Raw genomic sequence first — 22,047 nt, 5'->3', positions numbered from 1 at the left:
GCGGATCGGGGTAGCGCCGGGCAGACCCCTCGATGTCGAGACGAGCCCGGCTCTTTCAAGATCATCAGAGACGGCCGCCGTCGAGAGGCCGCGCGCGAGGGCGGGTCTAGCCTGAGCGCGTGAGCACGCACGAGCGCGAGGGCTTCCGCACCCGACCGGAGCATCGCTGGCCGGTCCTGATCGCCCTGGCCGTCGGGACGGGGCTGTACGCGGTGCTGCCGAATGAGGCGTCCGGCGTCCTGCGCTATGTCGTCGTCGTGGCGGGGGTGCTGTGCGCCATCCCCATGATCGTCACCAACCCCTCGCGCCTGTCGCGCGAGTCCGCCGTCGGGCGCGGCTTCGCCCTGGCCTTCACCGCGGTGCTGCTGCTGGCGAACCAGGTCGCCTTCTTCCTGCTCATCCAGCAGTTGCTGCGCGGAGAGGGCAGCGGAGCCGGGACCCTGCTCGGCGCCGCGCAGGTCTGGGCCATCAACGTCATCGGCTACGCCGTCGTGTACTGGGAGATGGATCGGGGAGGACCGATCGCCCGTCGCCGCGACGCGCGCGACCAGTTGCCGCCCGCCGACTTCCAGTTCCCCCAGGACTCCGACCGCGACGCGGTGAGCGAAGTGGCCCGCCGCTCGTCCGACACCGAGGACTGGGCGCCCGGCTACGTCGACTACCTGTACTTCTCGGCATCCAACGCCATGGCGTTCAGCCCCACAGACGTGATGCCGCTCAGCACCCGAGCGAAGCTCTTCATGATGGTGCAGGCGATCTCGGGATTCATCCTGCTGGCGCTCGTGATCTCGCGCAGCGTGAACATCCTGAGCTGAAGGTGGGCCCTGCCGGGATCGAACCGACGACATCCACGGTGTAAACGTGGCGCTCTACCAGCTGAGCTAAAGGCCCTGGATGCCACGAGTCTAGCGGGGCGCATCGCCCGGTGCCGTCGCGCAGCGGCGCGGGCCTCTGGCCTCCACAGCCCACGTCACGTGATCTCGCCGAGAGCACCCGTCACGGCGCGTGTCCTCGGCGACGTCACGTGATCTCGCGCGGTCCCGCCGCCCCGCCCGGGCCCCGACGCGTGAGGCGGCGACTGCGTACCGCGGATGTCGGAGGCCCGGGGTAGCGTGGAACCCGTGAATGCCGATCCCGCCGACCAGCGCAAACTGCTCGACCTCGCCGACCTCGACGCGCGTATCCGCCGCGACGAGAAGGTCTCGGCCAACCCGCCGCAGGCCGAGCGGGTGCGCGAGCTCATCGCGCAGCGGGCGACCCTCACGCAAGAGCTGTCGACCCGCGCCAACGCGCGCGACGACATCACCGCCGAGCTGAAGCGCCTCGAGTCCGACGTCGCCGTCGTCGAGGCCCGCATCGCCCGCGACACCGAGCGCCTCGCCGCGTCGTCGAACCCCAAGCAGGCACAGGGCTTCGAGAGCGAGCTCGCCTCGCTCACGCGCCGCAAGAGCGACCTCGAAGACCTCGAGATCGCGCTTATGGAGCGACTCGAGAGGGCGGATGCCGCGGTGTCCGAGCAGGAAGCCCTGATCGCCGAGACCAATGCCCAGGGCGCGCAGCTGAGCGCCGAGGCGAAGACCACCGTCTCCGACGCCACCACCCGCCTCGAAGGTTCCCGGCGAGACCGTGACGCGGTGGCCGCCTCCGTCCCCGCCGATCTGCTCGGGCTCTACGAGCGTCTCGCCTCGCGCGGCAACGGGGCGGGGCTCCTGCGCGCCGGCGCGTGCGAAGCGTGCCGCATGGTGCTCCCACCTAGCGACCTCGCGACCGTACGCAGGGCACAGACCGACGAGGTCGTGTTCTGCCCCGAGTGCGGCGCGATCCTGGTCCGCACCGAAGAATCCCGATGACCCGAGACGACCGTGCCCTCTGACACGGTCGTCGTCGGCAGGTCGGCCGCCGGCCGATACGCCCTGATCGATCTGGATGCCGACGCCTCGCCGTCGCGCGCGATCGAGGTCGACGACGACCGCTTCGCGGCCCTCGTCATGGCGCGCGAGGCGGAGGGCGACGTCCGGTGGGTGTGGGCCGACTCCTCGGTCGTCTATCCGGGCCTGCTGAAAGCCGGCGTGCGCGTCGCACGGGCGTGGGATCTCCGCCTCGTCCACGCCATCCTCCGCGATGCCTCCGCCGTGAGCGACGACCACGGCCTGCGGGACGCCGTCTCGTGGGACGCGGCCACCACGGCGCCCGCGGACGGCGACACGCTCTTCGACCTGGGGGAGTCGGCATCCGGAGTCCCCGAAAGCGCGGACGCGGCCGTCTCCGAGTACCGCAGGCAGGTGGCGGCGATCGCGTCGTCGACGAACCCCGGGGCGCTCTGGCTGCTGTGCGCCGCCGAGTCGGCGGGATCGCTCATCGCCGTCGAGCTGCACGCGGTGGGCGTGCCGTGGAGCGCCGCCGCGCACGAGCGGCTGCTCGAGAGCGAACTCGGCCCTCGGCGCGGCGGCGGCCTGCCCGCGAACATCGAACGGACCGCGGCGGCCGTGCGCGCAGCCCTCGGCGACCCCGCCGCCTCGCTCGACTCGCAGCCGCGACTGCTGAGGTCGTTGCACCGCGCGGGCCTGCTCGTGCAGTCCACGAGTCGGTGGGAGCTGGCCGAGCACGATCACCCCGTGGTCGCCCCGCTGATCGCGTACAAGAAGCTCATGCGGCTGTACACGGCGAACGGCTGGGCATGGCTCAACGAGTGGGTGAGCGAGGGGCGGTTCCGCCCCGTCTACGTTCCCGCGGGCGTCGTCACGGGCCGCTGGGCGTCGTCGGGCGGGGGAGCGCTGCAGATCCCGCGCACCCTGCGCACCGCCGTGCGCGCCGACCCGGGCTGGACGCTCGTGACCGCCGACGTCGCGCAGCTCGAGCCCCGAGTGCTCGCGGCGATGGCGCGCGACACGGTGTTGGCCGAAGCGGCATCCGGTCGCGATCTCTACGCCGGCATCGTCGAACGCGGCGCCGTCGCCAGCCGCGGCGAAGCGAAGCTCGCCATGCTCGGGGCCATGTACGGCGCCACGACGGGCGAGAGCGGGCGCCTGCTGCCGCGGCTGCGTCGCACCTTCCCCCGCGCGATGGGGCTGGTCGACGAGGCGGCGCGCACGGGCGAGGACGGGGGAGTCGTCCACACCTGGCTGGGGCGCACCTCTCCCGCGGCGGGCGACTCATGGCGCGACCTGCAGTCTCGGGCGAGCGAGGCCGCGGCATCCGGGATCGACGAGACGCGCGCCCGCCGCTCGGCCCGCGACCGGGGGCGATTCACCCGCAACTTCGTCGTGCAGGGCACGGCGGCCGAGTGGGCCCTGGCGTGGCTCGCTGACCTCCGATCCCGTCTCGCGGGCCTCGACGAGGTGGACGCCGCCCGCGCGGCGCCCGCCTCGGGTCCGGTGTTCGCGCGCTCCGCGCACCTCGCGTTCTTCCTGCACGACGAGATCGTCGTGCACACCCCGATCGAGCACGCCGAGGCCGTGGCGGACGCCGTGCGCGCGTCCGCGGCGTCAGCGGGGCGCCTGCTCTTCGGAACGTTCCCGATCGACTTCCCCCTCGACCTGCGCATCGGCGAGACCGCCGAAAAGGGGTGATCCACCCGCGTAGACTGGCGGATGCGAATGGGTCGGCTGGACGGTCGCGTCACGGGATCGCCCGTGCCGAGGAACGTCCGGGCTCCACAGGGCAGGACGGTGGGTAACGCCCACCCGGAGCAATCCGCGAGACAGTGCCACAGAGAGCAGACCGCCTCGACCCCTCGGGGTGCGGGGCAAGGGTGAAAGGGTGGTGTAAGAGACCACCGGGGTCGTGGTGACACGACCCGCGAGGTAAACCTCGTCCGGAGCAAGGCCAGACAGGGGATGACGACGCGGCTCGCCGAGTCCCCGGGTAGGCCGCTGGAGCGGCACGGCAACGTGTCGCCGAGAGAGATGACCGTCCACGGGGTTTCGACCCCCGGACAGAACCCGGCGTACAGGCCGGCCCATTCGCACCCCTCCGCCGCGCCACCGGCACCCTGCTCGCGCACACGTCACGCTGAAGAAACCAGTAGTCCGGCGCGGAATCCGCGCGCTCCCGAGCTCCGAAGAGCCGACGTGACTCGAAACGACGCGCGCGACTTCCTCCTCAACCTGATCGATCGGGCCGATGCCACCGGACGACCTTTCTGGGACGCGACGGCCGACGAGCGCGCCCTCGTGCGCGCCCGCTACGGCACCCCCGTCGCGGCGCTGAAGACGTCGAAACACCCCGACGCCGACGCGCGGAAGGTGGGCGCTGCCGACCTCTTCCTCGGCACCGCGATCCTCGTCGAGGTCGCGGCCGAGCTGCTGCAGGCACCGAGCGAGGGCCGGACTCGCGAGCAGGCCGTCGATGCGCTGCGCGAGCGGGTGCACCTGCTTCTCGGGGCGTAGAGATCCAACCCGATCGGCGGCGCGCGCCGAATACCCTGCAGACCCTCCTGCGTGCCCCCTGCACTCAGGGGGGTCGCTCGCGTCGCGTCCACCCCCTGTGAATGTCGGAGATATGTTCTAACATCGACCACGGCCGGGGAAGGGGTCCGGTGGATGGGTTCGACGAGAGTCAGCGACGAGATGGTCGCGCGGGTGCTGGCATCCATCGCTCCGTGCACGCTTCAGCCCGAGACGTGGGGCGCGCGGGCGATCGAGTGGTACGAGCAGAAGCGCCCGGTGTGGGCGTGGGTGACCTGGCCCAACCGCGCCGCGACGCGCGAGCCCGCGTGGGCGACGGGCGGGAACGACCGCGTCGTCATGCTCGAGGTGCCGTGCGAGGGAGGGCACTGGGCCCCGGTCGTCTGGCGCAACGCCGTCAGCGTGCGGCGGATCGAGAAGGCCGCGTGAGCGTCACTTCACCGCGGGGAGCGCCTCGACCACCGGCACGGCGAGAGAGGCCGCGCCGATGATGCCCGCGTTGTTGCGATGCTTGGCGGGCACGATGGGGGCGCGCAGCTTCAGCAGCGGCAGAAAGTGCTCGGAGTGCTTCGACACGCCGCCGCCCACGACGATGAGGTCGGGGCTGAAGAGGAACTCGACGTAGTCGTAGTACCACTGCAGGCGCTTCGCCCACTTCTCCCACGACAGTTCTTCGCGCTCGAGCGCGGAGTAGGCCGCGAAGTGCTCGGCGTCCTTCTTGTGTCCGGCGCGCTGCAGGTGACCGAGCTCGCTGTTGGGCACGAGTACGCCGTCGTAGATCATCGCCGAGCCGATCCCGGTGCCGAGCGTGGTGAGGATCACGAGCCCGTCCACGTCTTTCGCGGCGCCGTAGCGCACCTCGGCGATGCCGGCCACGTCGGCGTCGTTGGCGAAGTGGATGTCGCGGGACAGGCCGTGCTCGAAGAACTTCTCGGCCTCGAACCCGATCCATGAGCTCGACACGTTCGCCGCCGACAGCGTGCGCCCGCCCTTCACGATCGCCGGGAAGGCCACCCCGAGCGGCAGATCCGCGGGCGCCTCGAGGGTCTCGAGCACCTGGCGCACCGCCGCGAGAACGTCGGCCGGCTCGGCGCCCTGAGGGGTCGCGACCTTGACGCGGTCGCTGACGAGCTCCCCGGCATCCAGATCGACGATTCCGGCCTTGATACCGGTTCCGCCGATGTCCACTCCGACCGCACGAGACGCATTCGTTGCCATACCCCTCAGCCTATCCAGCCGGGCGGTCGGGATCAGTAGGATCGGGGGAGCACCGGCGGTTCGCGCCGAGACGCGAGATCCACGTGAGGAGCGATCGTGAGCGACGAAGACAAGAAGTACTGGTACAACCTCGAGACCGGCAAGGTCGAGCAGGGATACGAGTCGCCCGCAGTGGACCGCGCCGGCCCCTTCGCCACCGCCGAGGAGGCGGCTCAGGCTCCGGAGCTGCTGAAGAAGCGTTCGCAGCAATGGGCCGAAGAAGACGCCCGCGACGACTGGGGCTCCGGCTCCGCCCGCTGAACGCCCACCGAGACGAGGGATGACGATGGACAAACAGCGCGATTTCGTCCTGCGCACGATCGAGGAGCGCGGCGTCAAGTTCGTCCGCCTCTGGTTCACCGACGTGGTCGGCACGCTGAAGTCGGTGGCGATCGCCCCGGCCGAGGTCGAGGGCGCCTTCACCGAGGGGCTCGGCTTCGATGGGTCGGCGATCGAGGGGCTCACGCGCTCCTACGAGTCGGACCTGCTCGCGCACCCCGACCCTACGACGTTCCAGGTGCTTCCCTGGCGCGGTGAGATCGACCCGACGGCCCGGATGTTCTGCGACATCACCACGCCCGACGGCCAGCCCGCCGTGGCCGATCCCCGTCACGTGCTCAAGCGCACGCTGGCCAAGGCCGCCGACGCCGGGTTCACGTTCTACACGCACCCCGAGATCGAGTTCTACCTCCTGAAGTCGTCGCAGCTCGGTACCGACGGACGACCGCAGCCGGTCGACTCCGCGGGCTACTTCGACAACGTCCCCGGCGGAACGGCGCACGACTTCCGCCGCCGTTCGGTACGCATGCTCGAAGACCTCGGCATCTCGGTCGAGTTCAGTCACCACGAGGGTGGTCCCGGCCAGAACGAGATCGACCTGCGGTACGCCGACGCGCTCACCACGGCCGACAACATCATGACCTTCCGCACGGTGGTCAAAGAGGTCGCGATCGAGCAAGGTGTGTACGCCACCTTCATGCCGAAGCCGATCAGCGGTCAACCCGGAAGCGGCATGCACACGCACCTGTCGCTCTTCGAGGGCGACATGAACGCCTTCTACGAAGAGGGCGCCCAGTACCAGCTGTCGAAGGTCGGTCGCCACTTCATCGCGGGGCTCCTGCGCCACGCGAACGAGATCTCGGCCGTGACCAACCAGTTCGTCAACTCGTACAAGCGCCTCTGGGGCGGCGACGAGGCCCCGAGCTTCATCTGCTGGGGCCACAACAACCGCTCGGCCCTCGTGCGCGTGCCGCTGTACAAGCCCAACAAGGGCCAGTCGACCCGCGTGGAGTACCGCGCGCTCGACTCCGCAGCGAACCCGTACCTGTCGTACGCGCTCATGCTCGCGGCGGGCCTGAAGGGCATCGAAGAGGAGTACGAACTCCCCGCCGAGGCCGAAGACAACGTGTGGTCGCTCAGCGATGCCGAGCGCCGCGCTCTCGGCTACGCGCCGCTGCCCGCGAGCCTCGACCACGCCCTGGAGTATCTCGAGGAGTCCGAGCTCGTCGCCGAGACGCTGGGCGAGACGGTCTTCAAGTACGTGCTGCTCAACAAGCGCCGCGAGTGGCAGCAGTACCGCGCCCAGGTGACGCCGTTCGAGCTCGCGAGCAACCTCGAAGCACTCTGACGGTCGGCCCATGACCTCGGGCGATCGTTCCACCGCGCTCACCGCCCTCGCCCGCACCGGCTTCTCGCGGCTCGCTGAGGCAGACACCCTGCTCGGCGAGCTCGAGGAGTCGGTGGGGGTGGAGCGGGCGGATGCCATGCAGCTCGCGCAGCGCGTGGCGGACCCCGACCGTGCGCTCCTGTCGATCCTGCAGGTGGCGCGCCGCGACCGCGAGGCGGTCCGCCGGACGGCCGCCGATGCCGGCGCCTGGCGTGCGCTGTGGGACGTCGTGGGCGCCTCCGACGGCTTCGCCGAGTTCTACCTGCGCCACCCCGACGAACTCGTGCACCTGTCGGGCGCCGGGCTCACGCTGCCCGACGAGCCCACCATGCGCGCCGAGCTCCTGGCATCCGTCGGCGATGTCGAGGGCTTCGCGGCCGATGCCTCGGATGCCGCGTGGGTCGCGCTGCGAGTGCGCTACCGGCGCCTGCTGGCCCGCATCGCCGCCTACGACCTGGGGCAGGACGAGCCGGCCGAGGCCATCCCGGTGGTCTCCGCCTCGCTCGCCGATCTCGCGGGTGCGGCTCTCGAGGCCGCGCTCAGCGTCGCGCGGGCTCGGGTGTCGAGCCCCGGGCCGGGGTCGTTCCCCCGCGAGCAGGTCGAGGCGACACGCTTCGCGATCATCGCGATGGGCAAGACCGGCGCGCGCGAGCTGAACTACGTCAGCGACGTCGACGTGATCTTCGTCGGCGGCTCGGCCGACGAAGAGGTGGTCTCCGAGGCGCGGGCGATCGACATCGGCACGCGCCTGGCGGTGCAGACTATGCGCGGCATCTCGGGTCCCGAGATCGAGCCGCCCCTGTGGGAGGTCGACCCGAACCTGCGCCCCGAGGGCAAGCAGGGCGCTCTCGTGCGCAGCCTCGCCTCGCACGAGCAGTACTACGCGCGGTGGGCGAAGAGCTGGGAGTTCCAGGCCCTGCTGAAGGCGCGGGCGATCGCGGGGGATGCGACCCTCGGCGCCGACTACGTCGCGGCCGTGCAGCCGCTGGTCTGGCACAGCGCCGAGCGCGAGAACTTCGTCGAGGGCGTGCAGCGCATGCGCGAGCGCGTGACCGACCACATTCCCGCGGCCGAGGTCAACCGCCAGCTCAAGCTCGGGCCGGGCGGCATCCGCGACGTCGAGTTCACCGTCCAGCTGCTGCAGCTCGTCCACGGTCTGACCGACGAGCGCATCCGCCAGCGCGGCACGCTCGACGCGCTCGACGCGCTTGTCGCCGAGGGCTACATCGGCCGGTCCGAGGCCGAGGCCTTCGGCCGCGACTATCGCCTGCTGCGGCTGCTCGAGCACCGTCTCCAGCTCCGCGGGCTCCGTCGCACGGCCCTCGTGCCCGAGAAGGACGACGATCTGCGGGTGCTCGCACGCGCGTCGCGCCTGGCCGACTCGGCATCCGGAGTCCAAGCCGTGTGGGAGGGCATCAAGCGCGAGGTGCGCGACATCCACGTGCGCCTGTTCTACCGTCCCCTGCTGTCGGCCGTCGCCGCCCTCCCCGAGGGGGAGCGCACGCTCTCGACCGAGCAGGCGCGTGACCGCCTGGCCGCGATCGGCTTCCGCGACCCCGCCGGAGCCCTGCGCCACATCGCCGCGTTGACCAGCGGCTTGAGCCGCAAGGCGACCATTCAGCGGCACCTCATGCCCATCATGATCCGGTGGTTCGCCGACGGCGTCGATCCCGACTACGGCCTGCTCGTGTTCCGCCGCATCAGCGAGCGGCTCGGCAACACACCGTGGTTCCTGCGCATGCTGCGCGACTCGGCCGGAGCCGCCGAGAGCCTCACGCGCGTGCTCTCGGGTTCGCGCTACATCGGCGAGCTCATGGAGTGGATTCCCGAGTCGGTCGCCTGGCTCGACGACGACGCGCTGCTGCGCCCTCGATCGGGCAAGGCGCTCGAAGAGGAGGCGCGCGCCATCCAGACGCGGTGGCAGAACATCGACGACGCGATGCGCTCGGTGCGGGCGCTGCGTCGGCGTGAGATGTTGCGCGTGGCGATGGCGGCGGTGCTCGGCACGGTGTCGCTGGAAGAGCTCTCCGACGCCCTCACGACGATCACCGAGGTGACGATCCAGGCCACCCTGCGGGCCGTCCGCCGCGTGGTCGTTCCGCCCGAGGACGACGATCTCGACTTCGCGGTCATCGCGATGGGACGTTTCGGCGGGCGCGAGATCGGTTTCGGGTCGGATGCCGACGTGATGTACGTCTATCGCGCGAACGGCGTCGACCCGCAGCGCGCGAGTCAACTCGCGCTGAAACTCGTGGCGGGCCTGCGCGAGCACTCGGAGGACCACCGTCTGCCGCTCGACCTCGACGCCGAGCTCCGGCCCGAGGGACGCAGTGGTCCGCTCGCGCGCTCCCTCGACGCGTATGCCGAGTACTACCGCCGCTGGTCTCTGTCGTGGGAGGCTCAGGCCCTGCTGCGGGCGCGCGGCGTCGCCGGCAGCGTGAAGCTCATCGCGGCGTTCCTCGAGCTCGCCGATGAGGTGCGCTACCCGGTCGCGGCCGACCAGAACGGCCTGCGCGAGATCCGCCGCATCAAGGCAAGGGTCGAGAACGAACGTCTGCCGCAGGGCGCCGACCCGGCACGTCACCTCAAACTCGGCCCCGGCTCGATCAGCGACGTCGAGTGGCTCGTGCAGCTGTTGCAGCTCCAGCACGCCCGGGCGACACCCGCGATGCGCACGACCTCGACCCTCGGGGCGTTGGAAGGCGCCGTGGACGCGGGCTACATCGACGCCGACGCGGCGCAGAAGCTCGCCGCGGCGTGGCACCTGGCGAGTCGCCTGCGGTCGGCGAACACGTTGCTGTCGGGCCAGACGAGCGATGTCCTCCCCGTGGACCGGGCGAAGCTCGACGGCATCGGCCGCATCCTGGAGTACGCGCCGCGCTCGGCGACGCAGGTCGAAGAGGACTACCTCGGCGCCACCCGTCGCGCACGCCGCGTCTTCGACAAGCTGTTCTACGGCTGAGTTCTCGAGAGAAGGGATGCCGGGACCCCGCGGCATCCCTTCTCGCCGGCGTCACGACATCAGGCGTTCGCGCACCTCTCGTCGCTGCACCTTGCCGATCAGCGAACGGGGGAGGTCGTCGACCACGACGACCCGGCGCGGCACCTTGTAGGCGGCGAGGCGAGCCTTGCAGAAGTCGCGGATCGCGTCGGGCTCGACGTGGACGCCGTCGCGCAGCACGATCGCCGCGGCGACGTCTTCGCCGCCGCTCGACTTCGGCAGAGCGACGACAGCCGCACCCGCGATGTCGGGATGCGAGGTCAGCACGTCCTCGACCTCGCTGGGCGAGACATTGAAGCCACCGGTGATGATGATCTCTTTCAGCCGGTCGACGATGGTGACGAACCCGTCGGGGGAGACCGAGGCGATGTCGCCGGTGCGCAACCAGCCGCCCTCGAGCAGCGTCGCCGCGGTGTCGGACGGGCGGTTCCAGTACCCCTGGAACACCTGCGGGCCGCGCAGCAGCAGCTCACCGGGTTCGCCCAGCGGCCGGTCGACGGCGGGGTCGTCGGGGTCGACGACGCGGATGTCGGTGCTCGGGAACGGCACGCCCACCGTGCCCGGACGACGCGAGGGGCCGATGGGGTTGCCGAGCGCCACGGGCGAGGACTCCGTCATGCCGTACCCCTCGACCAGCAGCCCGCCGGTGGCGGCCTCCCAGCGATCGACGGTGGCGACGGGCAGGCTCATCGCCCCCGAGATGGCGAAGCGCACGGTGCCGAGGTCGACGGTGCCCCGGGCTGCGGCGCGGGCGAGCTGGTCGTAGATCGGCGGTACCGCCGGCAGGAACGTCGGCGGGCTCTTCTTCGCCGCCGCCGACACCAGTTCGAGGTCGTACTTCGGGAACAGCACGAGCTTCGCGCCGATGCTCATCGCGAACGTGAGGCACAGCGTAAGCCCGTAGGCGTGGAACAGGGGCAGCACGCCGTAGAAGGTCTCTTCGCCGTCGCGGAGCCCGGGAACCCACGCGCGCCCCTGCATCGCGTTCGCGCGGAGGTTGGCGTGCGTGAGGATCGCGCCCTTGGGCGTGCCCGTGGTGCCGCTGGTGTACTGCAGGAGGGCGATGTCGTCGAGCAGCGGCCCCTCGTGCTTGCGCGAGAGCGCGCCGTGCGTGAGCAACTTCTCCCACGCGAGAGGACGCTTCGACCGCGGAGTGCTCGTCAGCTGCGCGCGCGCGGCCTTCGCCTTCGCGAGGGGCAGGCGCAGCGCGATCCGCTTGGCGAGCGGGAGCGCGGCCGTGATGTCGACGCTGACGATGTGCTCGAGCGCGAGGTCGGACGGGAAGTCGGCGACTGTGTCGGCCAGCTTGTCCCACACGATCGCGAACCGGGCGCCGTGGTCCTCGAACTGGTGGCGCAGTTCGCGCGGCGTGTAGATCGGATTGTGCTCGATGACGATCGCGCCGAGGCGGAGCGCGGCGTAGAAGGCGACGACGTGCTGCGGGGAGTTGGGCAGCACGAGGGCGACACGGTCCCCGGCTCGTACGCCCAGGCGCCGAAGCCCCTCGGCCGCTCGGGACACCTGCTCACCCAGCTCGCGATAGGTCGTGGGCGCTCCGAAGAACTCGAGCGCCGTCTTCTTGCCGTACCGGGCGACCGACGCCGCCAACATCTCGGGCAGAGTCTGCGAGGGCTCCTCGATGTCGAGGGGCACGCCCTCGGCGTAGGAGGACGACCACGGACGCGAGGCGTAGGGAGACTCCGGCATACCTCCATCCTTCCCCGCCCCTCCGACATCGCGGCGGAGGTTGACCTGAGCGGATGCCGGGAAGCCGAGGACGTGTTTCGATGGGGGAGTGCGCTTCCGACCCCTGACCGACGACGACCTCGCCACCTCGCCGCCGTGGTGGGAGGATCGCTCCCTCGCGGCGGACGGCTGGCGCAACGACGAAACGCGGTCGGCGGTGGCCGTCGACGGTGAGCAGATCGTCGCCGCGGGGGCGATCTGGCTCTCCCGCGTGCACGACGACCGGTTCTGGCTCGAGGTGGTCGTGCATCCCGAGCGGCGCCGGCAAGGAATCGGCACGGCCCTGGCTCGACACCTGGCCACCCTCAGGTCGCGCGATCTGCCGTTCATGGCGCGCGGGTACGTCGACGACGAGTCCCTGCGCTTCGCCGAGGCCCTCGGCGCCCGCACCATACAGACCGTCCCGCCCGCACGCGCGGACCTCGGCGCGCGCACGGCGCTGCGCTCGCATGCCGCGGTGCAGCCGCTGGCGGGCGCCGATCGGTCCCGCGTCGAAGCGGCGTTCGCGGAGCTCTATCGCTGGACGCACGAGCACTGGAGTCCCGTGCGAGACGCCTTCGAGACCGCGCTCCTCGAGGGGCTGTGGGATGAACTCGACGTCGACGCCTCCGCCGTGGCCGTCGACGCCTCCGGTCGCATTCAGGCCCTGGCCATGACGTATCGAGACACCGACCCGGCGCTGATCGTCGCCGAGACGGTCGCGCGCGACGAACCCGAGGGGGAGCACCTGGTCGAAGGATGCATCCGCCGCGCGATGGCCATCCTCGCCCACCGCGGCCTGAGCGTGGTCGACTTCGACGGACACGTGAGCGACCCGCACTTCCTCCCGGCCCTCTCGCGCCTGCGACCCAGTGGACGCTGGTTCCGTCTCGTCGAGATCCCCGCGTCCTGATCCGCCCCCTCGCGATCAGCAGTTCATCGGCCTAGCCTGTCGGGCATGTGCCGCAACATCGTTCCCCTGCACAACTTCACGCCCCCGGCGACGGATGCCGAGTGCCACGACGCCGCGCTGCAGTTCGTGCGCAAGATCGTGGGCACGACGACGCCGTCCCGGGCCAACCGAGACGTCTTCGATCGCGCCGTGGCCGAGATCTCGGCATCCGTCCGCGATCTGCTCGACGACCTCGTCACGAACGCGCCGCCGAAGGTACGCGAGGTCGAGGCGGCGAAACGGCAGGCGCGATCGGCCGAACGCTACGAGGCGATCCGTGTGTTCCAAGAGCAGAAGCGCGCATCACGCGCCGTCTAGGGAGGCGTCGGACGGTCCCGGATGCCAGGCCCTCCGGCATCCGCCCCGCCTCTGCCGCCACGAACGTCGACGCCCGCCCCCGCGAAACGGCGGGGACGGGCGTCGACGTGGATGATCGGGCGATCAGACCCCGAAGTACAGCTCGTACTCGAAGGGGTGCGGGCGCTGGCCGATCGGCTGGATCTCGTTCTCGATCTTGTACTCGATCCAGGTGTCGATGAGCTCCTGCGTGAAGACGCCACCGGCGAGCAGGAACTCGTGGTCGGCGCGCAGGGCCTCGAGCGAGTCGAGCAGCGAGTTCGGAACCTGCGGGATGTTCTTGGCCTCTTCGGCGGGGAGCTCGTAGAGGTCCTTGTCGACGGGCTCGTGCGGCTCGATGCGGTTCTTGATGCCGTCGATGCCGGCCATCAGCTGGGCCGCGAACGCGAGGTACGGGTTGCCCGAGGCGTCGGGGGCGCGGAACTCGATGCGCTTGGCCTTGGGGTTGGTGCCCGTGATCGGGATACGGATGGCCGCGGAGCGGTTACCGGCCGAGTACACCAGGTTGACCGGCGCCTCAAAGCCCTTCACCAGACGGTGGTAGCTGTTGAGGGTCGGGTTGGTGAAGGCGAGGACGGCGGGCGCGTGGGCCAGCAGACCGCCGATGTACCAGCGGGCGATGTCGGAGAGTCCGCCGTAGCCGGTCTCGTCGTAGAAGAGCGGCTTGCCGTCGTTCCACAGCGACTGGTGGGTGTGCATACCCGAGCCGTTGTCACCGAAGAGCGGCTTGGGCATGAAGGTCGCGACCTTGCCCCACTGCTCGCAGGTGTTCTTGACGATGTACTTGAACTTCAGGATGTCGTCCGCCGCGTGCAGCATCGTGTCGAAGCGGTAGTTGATCTCCTGCTGACCACCGGTGCCGACCTCGTGGTGCGAGCGCTCGAGGGCGAAGCCCGCCTCGATCAGCTTGAGGGTGATGTCGTCGCGGAGGTCCGCCGTCTTGTCGACGGGGGAGACGGGGAAGTAGCCACCCTTGTACGGGGTCTTGTTGGCGAGGTTCCCGCCCTCTTCTTCGCGGCCGGTGTTCCACGCGCCTTCCTCGGAGTCGACCGAGTAGAAGCTCGAGTTCTGCTTCACTTCGTAACGCACGTCGTCGAAGATGTAGAACTCGGCCTCGGGGGCGAAGAACGCGGTGTCGGCGATGCCGGTCGAGGCGAGGTACTTCTCGGCCTTCTTGGCGACCTGGCGGGGGTCCTTGCCGTAGATCTCACCGTTGCGCGGGTTGTAGATGTCGAAGACCATGACGAGGGTCTTGGCCTCGCGGAACTGGTCGACGTACGCCGTCGTCACGTCGGGGATCAGCTGCATGTCCGACTCGTGGATGTTCGCGAACCCGCGGATCGACGAGCCATCGAACAGCTGTCCGACGGTGAAGAACTCCTCGTCGACGGTCGAAGCGGGGATGTTGAAGTGCTGCTGCACACCAGGAAGATCCGTGAAACGGATGTCGAGGAACTTGACGTCCTCGTCCTGGATGAACTTCAGCACCTCGGACGAATCTTTGAACATGAAGACTCCAGAGGTAGAACATTCGGGATCATGCCGGCCTCGGCCAGCCTCCTCGACCCTACCCAGAACCGGTGTCCCGGTCATATCTCGCATGTTTCCGGGATGTTACGGAGCGCCGATTACGCTGGATGCCGTGAGCGTCCCCGCCGAGAACGAGTATCCGGGCCAGCGGCTCGGCCTTCCCCGCGAGGGTCGCGGCTCCATCGCCCGCCCAGGACGCCGCATCGCGGCGCTGCTGATCGACACCGCCAGTGCCGGCCTGATCGGATACGCCTTCTTCTCCACGCCCGATCCGGTCACGGGGGTGCCGTTCGCCAACCCGATCGCCACCAATCTCATCTTCTTCGCCGTGCAGATCCTCTTCATCCCGCTCCTGGGCGGAAGCCCGGGGCACCGGCTGATGGGAATGCGTCTGGAGCTGGCATCCGGGGGCTGGGTAGGTCTGTGGCGCCCGATCGTGAGAACCGTTCTTCTCGCCCTCGTCATTCCCGCGGTGGTGTGGGACGCGGATCAGCGCGGCCTGCACGACAAAGCCGTCGGGACGATCCTCGTCCGCAGCTGACACGGAAACGGCCCCCGCGGAAGCGGGGGCCGTCGTCGTAACAGGGATCAGCGAGGACGCGGGGCGCGCATCTTGGTCGGGTCGACACCCTTCGGGATGGGCAGCGACGACAGCCCCTGCGACACCGACGAGACGCGCTTGATCACGGCCGCCATGGTGGCGCGGTCGACCTTCTTCGGCAGGGCTTTGATGGTCGACGCGAGCTTGGCGATCGGTACCTCGTCGTCACCGTGTCCGACGTAGAGGACGGTGACGGGCACGCCGGCCGCGACGCGCGTCACGCGCGAGCGCTCCTCACCGACCAGGCGCGAGAGGCGACTGCGGTTGCCCTCGCCGATGAGGACGACGCCGCCGCGGCCGATGGCGCGGTAGACGGCCTCCTGGGTGCGGGGGTTGACGCCGATGGGAGCCTCGGACGCCTGCCAGTTGCGGCCCAGCGACGACGAGAGCACGTGGCCGGTCGCTCCGGGCATGCCGTCGATCTTCTTGTACATGGCCGTGGTGGACAGCCGCGTCATGGTGATCATCGAGGCCAGGATGCCGGCCAGCAGGCCCGTCACACCCCACAGGATGACGCTCCACGCCGCCAGCGGCGGGATGAGGAACCCGACGAGCACGCCGAGGGCGATGCCGACCAGCACGATGCCGGCCAGCAGGAACGGCAGCCACCGGTACTCCTTCTGGGTGAAGGTGTAGAGGGTCTTGAGCTGCGAGAAGAAGCCCGGACGCTTCTCGGGCGTGGTGGTGCGAGCGGCCATGAGAACGATTCTATCTTCGTCGTCGGACCTTCCTCCCCAGTGCGCCGTTCTCCCGACTCCTCCCCATTCGCGCTCGTGCGGCCATCTTCGCGGACGGCGCTTCCGCCACCATCTCGGCATGAGCAGTCCCGCGGCACCCGTCCTGGCCGAGCCCCTGCACGCCTACCTCCGGCGTCGAGCGCACAGCACACTCCCTCTGACGGCGGGAGAGGCGGTGACCGCCGCCGTCGGACTGCTTCGCGGATGCCGCGGGGGAGGGAGTGCGCGAGGTGGGATGACGTGGTGGCTCACCGCCACCGGGTGCCCGATCGCGGTGGATGACGACGAAGGCCTCGATGCCGTGGCGGCGACGGCCGAGGGCCTCGCCCACCTCGCCGAGATCGCCGACGACGCACCCACGCGGGAGATCGTCGGGCGGGCGCGGGAGAGCGTGTTGACCCGGCCCCCTCGAGACTGGGAGGCCGACGAGAGACGGTTGTTCTCGCACGCAGCCCCTGTCCCGCTCGTGCTCGGACCGCTCACGCCCGCCGCCCGGACGGCGACGGCCGCGCCGACCGCCGAGCGCGACGGCGCGATGGTGCGCGTGCTCGAGCTGGTCGACGCCGATCTCGCCGAAACGGCGCGCTCCGCCCTGGGCGGTCTGCGCGAACGCTGGCGCGCATCACGCGCGCTGCGGCTGGCCAGCGTCGGCGCGGGGGTCGCCGCCGTCGTCGCGATCGGCCTCTCGCTGATCCCCGACCCGCGCGCCCCCGCACCGGTCGCCTCCGCGGTGGCGATCGCGGACCCGGCACCGACCTCGACCACGCCGTGGCTGTCGGATCCGCCGCCGGTCGACGAGCGCCGGCCCTTGTCCGACGATGTCGTGCAGATCGCGCGCGACCTCTTCACCGACATCGACGGATGCCGCGGAGACGCCGTGTGCGCCTCGGCTTACGAAGAAGACTCGGTCTTCCCCCGGGAACCGGTGCTTGCCGACGCGGCTGAAGGAACCGTCACGGTGGTCGACGACTTCGGGGGAGTGACCGTGGTGCGCCTCGACGCGGGCGGTGCGACGCAGTACGTCACCCTCGTCCGGCAGAAAGACCGATGGCTGGTCCGCGCCGTGAGAACGGTCGCGGACCAGCCATCATGAGCCGGTGCCCGGTGGGATCAGATGCCGAGGTCACCCTCGAACTGCGCCGCCTCGAGGCGGGCCTTGACCGTGCCGAGGAAGCGGGCGGCGTCGGCACCGTCGATGATGCGGTGATCGTACGACAGCGCCAGGTACACGTACGAGCGCACCGAGATGGCGTCCTTCCCGTCGACCGAGACGATGCCCGGCTTCTTCACCACGGCACCGAGGCCGAGGATCGCCGACTGGGGCAGGAACACGATGGGCGTGTCGAACAGCGCCCCACGCGAACCGGTGTTGGTCAGCGTGAAGGTGCCGCCGGCGAGCTCGTCGGGCTTCAGCTTGTTGTCGCGCGTGCGGGCGGCGAGATCGGCGATCTCGCGCGCGAGCTGGGCGATGTTCTTGTCACCGGCGTCCTTGACCACCGGGGTCAGCAGGCCGCGCTCGGTGTCGACGGCGATCGACACGTTCTCGTGGGCCGGGTAGACGATCTCGTCACCCTCGACCGTCGAGTTGATGATCGGGTAGGCCTTGAGACCCTCGATGGCCGCGATGGCGAAGAACGGCAGGAACGACAGCTTGTCGCCGGTCTTCTGCTGGAACTCGCCCTTCATACGGTCGCGCAGGGCGGCGAGCTTCGTCACGTCGACTTCGACGACCGTGGTCAGCTGGGCCGTCGCCTGCATCGAGGCCACGGCGCGCTCGGCGATGACCTTGCGCAGACGCGACATCTTCTGCGTCGTGCCGCGCAGGGGCGAGACCTCGACGGGGGCGGGGGCGGCGGGAGCGGACGCAGCCGGAGCCGACGCCGCGGCCGGAGCCGCCTTGGCGGCTTCGGCGGCCTTGAGGACGTCTTCCTTGCGGATGCGTCCACCGACGCCGCTGCCCTTGACCGAGGCCAGGTCGACACCCTGCTGCTGAGCGAGACGGCGCACGAGCGGGGTCACGTAGGTGACGTCGTCGTTCGACGAGGCGGCGGGAGCCGGCTCGGCGGGCTTCTCGGCGGCGGGAGCGGGAGCAGCCGGCTTGTCGTCCGCGGCGGGAGCGGGCTGCTCGGCCGGCTTCTGCTCGGCGGGCTTCTCTTCGGCGGCGGGAGCGGGCTGCTCAGCCGGCTTCTCCTCGGCGGCGGGGGCCGGCGCGGGAGCCTCGGGCTGGGCGGCCGTGGCCGCGCCGCTGCCGATGCGCGCGAGTGCCGCACCGACGTTGACCGTCTCGTCTTCCTGGACCAGGATCTCCTGCAGCGTGCCGGCGACCGGCGAGGGGATCTCGGTGTCGACCTTGTCGGTCGAGATCTCAAGGAGGGGCTCGTCGACGGCGACGTCGTCGCCCACGGCCTTCAGCCAGCGGGTCACGGTGCCCTCGGTCACGCTCTCGCCCAGCTCCGGGAGCTTCACCTCGGTCGAGTCGCCGCCCGCGGCGGGCGCGGGCCGCTCGGCGGGCGCCGACTCCGCCGGCGCGGGCTGCTCGGCGGGGGCCGACTCCGCGGGGGCGGCCTGCTCGGCGGGGGCCGACTCCGCGGGGGCGGCCTGCTCGGCGGGAGCGGCCTCTTCCTCGGCGGGGGCGGCCTGCGGGGCGTCGTCGGACGACGCAGCGCCCGAGCCGTCGCCGATCTTGGCGAGGACGGCTCCGACCTCGACGGTCTCGTCTTCCTGGACCAGGATCTCCTCGATCACGCCCGAGACGGGCGAGGGGATCTCGGTGTCGACCTTGTCGGTCGAGATCTCCAGCAGACCCTCGTCCTCCTGGACGGTGTCACCGACCTGCTTGAGCCATCGGGTGACCGTTCCCTCGGTGACGCTCTCGCCGAGAGCGGGGAGGACGACGGAAGTGCTCATGGATATGTCTCCTTCGTACCGGATGCGGTACCTAGCTTAGTGACCGGTTCGCGGTCAGAGTGCGTGCAGGGGCTTGCCGGCGAGTGCCAGGAAGGCTTCGCCGAGCGCCTCGCTCTGGGTGGGGTGTGCGTGGACGAACGGTGCGATGTCTTCGGGGTGCGCTTCCCAGCCCACCGCGAGCTGCGCTTCCGAGATCAGTTCGCCGACGCGATCACCCACGAGGTGAGCGCCGACGACGGGTCCGTCGACACGTCGGACGATCTTCACGATGCCCGAGGTGCCGATGATCTCGCTGCGGCCGTTTCCGGCCAGGTTGTACTCGTAGGCCCTCACGGCATCGGATCCGTAACGATCCTGCGCCTGAGCCTCGGTGAGTCCCACGGACGCGACTTCGGGGTGGGAGTACGCCACGCGGGGCACGTCGACATCGGGGACGAGTACGGGCGAAAGGCCCGCGATCTCCTCGGCGACGAAGATCCCCTGCTGGAATCCGCGATGGGCCAGCTGCAGCCCGGGCACGATGTCGCCCACGGCCCACACGTGGGCGGCGGCCGTTCGAAGGCGATCGTCCGTCTGCACGAAGCCGCGGTCGAGCACGACCCCGGCCTCGTCGTAGCCGAGGCCCGCGGTGACGGGTCCGCGGCCGACCGCCACGAGGACGTAGTCCGCGACGAGTTCGGAACCGTCATCGAGGGTGACCGTCGCGGAATCGGCCGACTGGGTCAGAGACGAGAAACGACGCCCGAGCTGGAACGCGATGCCTCGCTTGCGGAACGCGCGCTCGAGAGCCTTGCTGGATGCCGCGTCCTCGGCCGGGAGCAGGTGCGGCAGGGCCTCGACGATCGTGACCTCGACGCCGAACGAGCGCCAGACGCTCGCGAACTCGACGCCGATCACGCCGCCGCCGAGCACGACCACCCGCTCGGGGATCACGTCGAGGTCGAGCGCCTGCTCGCTGGTGAGCACCCGGCCGCCGATCTCGAGACCCGGCAGGCTCCGGCTGTAGGAGCCGGTGGCGAGGATGACGTCGGTTCCGCGATAGAGGTCGTCACCGACGCGCACCGCGGGCCCGGCCTCGAGGGCGCCCTGGCCGCGGACGACACGGATGCCCCGGGCGGAGATCAGTCCCTCGAGCCCCTTGAACTTCTTCGCGACGATTCCCTCGCGGTACGAACGCACCCGCGCCGGGTCGATCCCCGAGAACGTCACGTCGACGCCGATCTCCGACGCGCCGCGAGCGGCGTCGGCGACCTCGCCGGCGTGCAGCAGCGCCTTGGTGGGGATGCACCCGCGGTGCAGGCACGTGCCGCCGAGCTTGTCCTTCTCGACGAGCACGACATCCTTGCCCAGCTCGGCGAGGCGGAGAGCGGCGGCGTATCCGCCGCTGCCGCCCCCGAGCACGACGACGTCGGCGGAGTACTCGGTCACCGGGCGCCGTCCGTGGCCAGCATCTCCACGAGCGAGCGGACCGTCGCACCCGTCACACCCTTGTCGGTGTATCCGAACGGCGCCGCCTTGTTCATGCCCACGCCCGCGATGTCGAGGTGCACCCACGGGATGCGGGGCGCGTCGGCCTCGGTCGAGACGCGTCCGACGAAGTGGCGCAGGAAGAGACCGGCGAATAGCGAACCACCGGCGGGATCGCCGATCTTCGCGTTCTGCAGGTCGGCGATGGGGGAGTCGAGGTCGTCGACCATGTGGTCGGGCAGCGGCAGCTGCCACGCGAGCTCCGCGGTGCGGGCCGACGCGGCGAGGTACGTCGCCACGGCGGCGTCGTCGCCCATGACGCCGGTGTGGCGGTTGCCGAGAGCGACCGTGATCGCCCCCGTCAGCGTCGCCACGTCCACGATCAGGTCGGGGTTCTCGCGACTGGCCGCGGCGAGGCCGTCCGCGAGCACGAGGCGTCCCTCGGCGTCGGTGTTGAGCACTTCGACGGTGGTCCCGTCGAGGGTGCGCAGCACGTCGCCCGGGCGCGTTGCACGACCGGAGGGCATGTTGTCGGCGATGCAGAGCCACGCGCTCACGCGAACGGGAAGCTGCATCTCGGCGGCCGCCTTCAGCACCGCCAGCACGGTCGCGGCGCCGCACATGTCGTACTTCATGCCGACCATCGATGCCGGGGGCTTCAGCGACAGGCCGCCGGTGTCGAAGGTGATGCCCTTGCCGACGAGGGCGACGTGACGCTCGGCACCGGCGGGGGAGTAGTCCAGACGCACCAGGCGCGGAGGCCGGTCCGACCCCTGGCCCACGCCGAGGATGCCGCCGTAGCCGCCCTCGCGCAGAGCGTTCTCATCGAGCACCTCGACCTCGACGGGCAGTCCTTCGACGGCCTTCACGGCGGCGTCGGCGAAATCGGCGGGTCCGAGCCACTCGGCCGGGGTCGTCACGAGGTCCTTCACGAGGGCCACGGCACCCGCGACGGCGGACACCGCGGTGGTGTCGGCGTCGGACGGCGCCTCGTCGGCGACGACGGTGACGCGGGTCGCCCGCACCTTCGCGGCCTTCTTCTTGTAGTCGGCGAAGCGGTACCCGCCCAGGGCCGCACCCTCGGCGAGCGGGCGCCAGGTGCCCGGTGCGAGGGACTGCACCGCGACGTGCTCGAAGCCGGTCAGCTGACGCAGGCCCGCGCCCGCGGCATCGCGGAGCGCGGCGTCGGTGGGGTTCGCGCCCGCACCGGCCACGGCGACGGGGGTCGTGACACCCGGAACATGCACGCGCTGGAACGACCCGGCGGCTCCGGTGAAGCCGACCGCTGTCACCGCCGCCGACAGTCCGTCCCAGCCATCCGGATCCGGCGCTCCCTCCGAGAGGGTGGGGACGATCAGAAGGATCGCATCGGCGTCGGACTCGAGAGCGGGGGCGTGGGTGTACGCCACAGAGGGAAACGGCATGGCATCCATCCTAGGTT

19 protein-coding genes, 1 tRNA gene and 1 other RNA gene are annotated in these 22,047 nt (G+C 70.5%); 13 read left to right on the top strand and 8 right to left on the bottom strand.

Annotation, left to right across the window (positions count from 1 at the left end):
* Nucleotides 1-119: 119 nt before the first annotated feature.
* Nucleotides 120-815 carry a DUF1345 domain-containing protein gene (locus F9B98_RS09980; protein WP_150956726.1) on the top strand — a complete coding sequence of 232 codons (696 nt, stop codon included), beginning with the start codon at nucleotides 120-122 and terminating at the stop codon, nucleotides 813-815.
* Nucleotides 816-818: 3 nt separating this feature from the next.
* Here F9B98_RS09980 and F9B98_RS09975 read toward each other — a convergent pair.
* Nucleotides 819-891 (bottom strand) — tRNA-Val (locus tag F9B98_RS09975).
* A 230-nt stretch (nucleotides 892-1,121) separates the two neighbouring features.
* Here F9B98_RS09975 and F9B98_RS09970 point away from each other — a divergent pair.
* The 5 genes from F9B98_RS09970 (at nucleotide 1,122) to F9B98_RS09950 (ending at nucleotide 4,835) form a co-directional block, all read left to right on the top strand.
* Nucleotides 1,122-1,850 (top strand): zinc ribbon domain-containing protein, encoded by a 729-nt coding sequence (locus F9B98_RS09970; protein ID WP_150956723.1) that lies wholly within the window; start codon nucleotides 1,122-1,124, stop codon nucleotides 1,848-1,850.
* 12 nt (nucleotides 1,851-1,862) lie between these two features.
* Nucleotides 1,863-3,569, top strand: coding sequence for a bifunctional 3'-5' exonuclease/DNA polymerase (locus F9B98_RS09965; protein WP_150956720.1), 1,707 nt, complete (start codon nucleotides 1,863-1,865; stop codon nucleotides 3,567-3,569).
* A gap of 28 nt (nucleotides 3,570-3,597) precedes the next feature.
* An RNA gene (gene rnpB / locus F9B98_RS09960) (RNase P RNA component class A) lies at nucleotides 3,598-3,965 on the top strand.
* A 105-nt stretch (nucleotides 3,966-4,070) separates the two neighbouring features.
* The gene (locus F9B98_RS09955) at nucleotides 4,071-4,388 is read left to right on the top strand and encodes a hypothetical protein (RefSeq protein ID WP_150956717.1); all 318 of its coding nucleotides are present in this window, start codon (nucleotides 4,071-4,073) and stop codon (nucleotides 4,386-4,388) included.
* 153 nt (nucleotides 4,389-4,541) lie between these two features.
* Nucleotides 4,542-4,835, top strand: coding sequence for a hypothetical protein (locus F9B98_RS09950; RefSeq protein WP_150956714.1), 294 nt, complete (start codon nucleotides 4,542-4,544; stop codon nucleotides 4,833-4,835).
* Nucleotides 4,836-4,838: 3 nt separating this feature from the next.
* Here the strand turns inward: F9B98_RS09950 and ppgK are convergent, their stop codons facing one another.
* Nucleotides 4,839-5,624: a polyphosphate--glucose phosphotransferase gene (ppgK, locus tag F9B98_RS09945; protein WP_150956711.1), complete on the bottom strand. Its 786-nt coding sequence runs from the start codon at nucleotides 5,622-5,624 to the stop codon at nucleotides 4,839-4,841.
* A 96-nt stretch (nucleotides 5,625-5,720) separates the two neighbouring features.
* Here ppgK and F9B98_RS09940 point away from each other — a divergent pair, with 96 nt between their 5' ends.
* The 3 genes from F9B98_RS09940 to F9B98_RS09930 are packed head-to-tail and all read left to right on the top strand — an operon-like array spanning nucleotide 5,721 to nucleotide 10,291.
* A complete protein-coding gene (locus F9B98_RS09940; protein ID WP_191966758.1) occupies nucleotides 5,721-5,924 on the top strand; it encodes an SPOR domain-containing protein in 204 nt (67 codons plus the stop codon).
* Between the two features lie 25 nt (nucleotides 5,925-5,949).
* Nucleotides 5,950-7,290, top strand: a complete 1,341-nt coding sequence (glnA, locus tag F9B98_RS09935; RefSeq protein ID WP_150957782.1) for a type I glutamate--ammonia ligase — start codon at nucleotides 5,950-5,952, stop codon at nucleotides 7,288-7,290.
* Nucleotides 7,291-7,300: 10 nt separating this feature from the next.
* A complete protein-coding gene (locus tag F9B98_RS09930; protein WP_150956705.1) occupies nucleotides 7,301-10,291 on the top strand; it encodes a bifunctional [glutamine synthetase] adenylyltransferase/[glutamine synthetase]-adenylyl-L-tyrosine phosphorylase in 2,991 nt (996 codons plus the stop codon).
* A 51-nt stretch (nucleotides 10,292-10,342) separates the two neighbouring features.
* Here the strand turns inward: F9B98_RS09930 and F9B98_RS09925 are convergent, their stop codons facing one another.
* The gene (locus tag F9B98_RS09925; protein WP_150956702.1) at nucleotides 10,343-12,037 is read right to left on the bottom strand and encodes a long-chain-fatty-acid--CoA ligase; all 1,695 of its coding nucleotides are present in this window, start codon (nucleotides 12,035-12,037) and stop codon (nucleotides 10,343-10,345) included.
* 88 nt (nucleotides 12,038-12,125) lie between these two features.
* On the opposite strand from F9B98_RS09925, the gene F9B98_RS09920 reads away from it, so the two are divergent.
* Together F9B98_RS09920 and F9B98_RS09915 are read left to right on the top strand one after the other, a co-directional pair.
* Complete coding sequence (locus F9B98_RS09920) at nucleotides 12,126-12,968, top strand: GNAT family N-acetyltransferase (protein ID WP_150956699.1); 843 nt, start codon at nucleotides 12,126-12,128, stop codon at nucleotides 12,966-12,968.
* A 45-nt stretch (nucleotides 12,969-13,013) separates the two neighbouring features.
* Nucleotides 13,014-13,325, top strand: a complete 312-nt coding sequence (locus tag F9B98_RS09915; RefSeq protein ID WP_150956696.1) for a DUF2277 domain-containing protein — start codon at nucleotides 13,014-13,016, stop codon at nucleotides 13,323-13,325.
* 123 nt (nucleotides 13,326-13,448) lie between these two features.
* Here F9B98_RS09915 and glnA (F9B98_RS09910) read toward each other — a convergent pair whose 3' ends face one another.
* Entirely contained in the window at nucleotides 13,449-14,873 is a 1,425-nt protein-coding gene (gene glnA, locus F9B98_RS09910; protein ID WP_150956692.1) for a type I glutamate--ammonia ligase, read from the bottom strand.
* A 133-nt stretch (nucleotides 14,874-15,006) separates the two neighbouring features.
* Here glnA (F9B98_RS09910) and F9B98_RS09905 point away from each other — a divergent pair, with 133 nt between their 5' ends.
* Nucleotides 15,007-15,435: an RDD family protein gene (locus tag F9B98_RS09905; protein ID WP_225310300.1), complete on the top strand. Its 429-nt coding sequence runs from the start codon at nucleotides 15,007-15,009 to the stop codon at nucleotides 15,433-15,435.
* A 47-nt stretch (nucleotides 15,436-15,482) separates the two neighbouring features.
* Here the strand turns inward: F9B98_RS09905 and F9B98_RS09900 are convergent, their stop codons facing one another.
* Nucleotides 15,483-16,193, bottom strand: a complete 711-nt coding sequence (locus tag F9B98_RS09900; RefSeq protein WP_150956687.1) for a DUF4191 domain-containing protein — start codon at nucleotides 16,191-16,193, stop codon at nucleotides 15,483-15,485.
* 118 nt (nucleotides 16,194-16,311) lie between these two features.
* On the opposite strand from F9B98_RS09900, the gene F9B98_RS09895 reads away from it, so the two are divergent.
* Nucleotides 16,312-17,325 (top strand): hypothetical protein, encoded by a 1,014-nt coding sequence (locus tag F9B98_RS09895; RefSeq protein WP_150956684.1) that lies wholly within the window; start codon nucleotides 16,312-16,314, stop codon nucleotides 17,323-17,325.
* Between the two features lie 17 nt (nucleotides 17,326-17,342).
* Here F9B98_RS09895 and sucB read toward each other — a convergent pair whose 3' ends face one another.
* From sucB to F9B98_RS09880, 3 genes are read right to left on the bottom strand one after another with little or no spacing between them, the layout of a single operon-like run.
* Nucleotides 17,343-19,139 carry a 2-oxoglutarate dehydrogenase, E2 component, dihydrolipoamide succinyltransferase gene (sucB, locus tag F9B98_RS09890; RefSeq protein ID WP_150956681.1) on the bottom strand — a complete coding sequence of 599 codons (1,797 nt, stop codon included), beginning with the start codon at nucleotides 19,137-19,139 and terminating at the stop codon, nucleotides 17,343-17,345.
* 54 nt (nucleotides 19,140-19,193) lie between these two features.
* The gene (gene lpdA, locus F9B98_RS09885) at nucleotides 19,194-20,567 is read right to left on the bottom strand and encodes a dihydrolipoyl dehydrogenase (protein WP_150956679.1); all 1,374 of its coding nucleotides are present in this window, start codon (nucleotides 20,565-20,567) and stop codon (nucleotides 19,194-19,196) included.
* Complete coding sequence (locus F9B98_RS09880) at nucleotides 20,564-22,030, bottom strand: leucyl aminopeptidase (protein WP_150956674.1); 1,467 nt, start codon at nucleotides 22,028-22,030, stop codon at nucleotides 20,564-20,566. The genes lpdA and F9B98_RS09880 overlap by 4 nt, the downstream gene beginning before the upstream one ends.
* Between the last annotated feature and the right edge of the window lie 17 nt (nucleotides 22,031-22,047).

It is taken from the genome of Microbacterium testaceum StLB037 (assembly GCF_008763945.1).
GTDB classification, from domain to species: Bacteria; Actinomycetota; Actinomycetes; order Actinomycetales; family Microbacteriaceae; genus Microbacterium; species Microbacterium testaceum_G.
The sequence above is the reverse complement of the archived record's forward strand: the minus strand, read 5'-3'. Positions and strand labels throughout refer to the sequence as shown.

Bases quoted from the DNA above. Each gene is read 5' to 3' on its own strand.
- F9B98_RS09895 (WP_150956684.1), top strand. From the start codon at position 16,312: ATGAGCAGTCCCGCGGCACCCGTCCTGGCCGAGCCCCTGCACGCCTAC.
- glnA (WP_150956692.1), bottom strand. From the start codon at position 14,873: ATGTTCAAAGATTCGTCCGAGGTGCTGAAGTTCATCCAGGACGAGGAC.
- F9B98_RS09950 (WP_150956714.1), top strand. From the start codon at position 4,542: ATGGGTTCGACGAGAGTCAGCGACGAGATGGTCGCGCGGGTGCTGGCA.
- F9B98_RS09915 (WP_150956696.1), top strand. From the start codon at position 13,014: ATGTGCCGCAACATCGTTCCCCTGCACAACTTCACGCCCCCGGCGACG.
- ppgK (WP_150956711.1), bottom strand. From the start codon at position 5,624: ATGGCAACGAATGCGTCTCGTGCGGTCGGAGTGGACATCGGCGGAACC.
- glnA (WP_150957782.1), top strand. From the start codon at position 5,950: ATGGACAAACAGCGCGATTTCGTCCTGCGCACGATCGAGGAGCGCGGC.
- F9B98_RS09930 (WP_150956705.1), top strand. From the start codon at position 7,301: ATGACCTCGGGCGATCGTTCCACCGCGCTCACCGCCCTCGCCCGCACC.
- F9B98_RS09900 (WP_150956687.1), bottom strand. From the start codon at position 16,193: ATGGCCGCTCGCACCACCACGCCCGAGAAGCGTCCGGGCTTCTTCTCG.
- sucB (WP_150956681.1), bottom strand. From the start codon at position 19,139: ATGAGCACTTCCGTCGTCCTCCCCGCTCTCGGCGAGAGCGTCACCGAG.
- F9B98_RS09925 (WP_150956702.1), bottom strand. From the start codon at position 12,037: ATGCCGGAGTCTCCCTACGCCTCGCGTCCGTGGTCGTCCTCCTACGCC.
- F9B98_RS09880 (WP_150956674.1), bottom strand. From the start codon at position 22,030: ATGCCGTTTCCCTCTGTGGCGTACACCCACGCCCCCGCTCTCGAGTCC.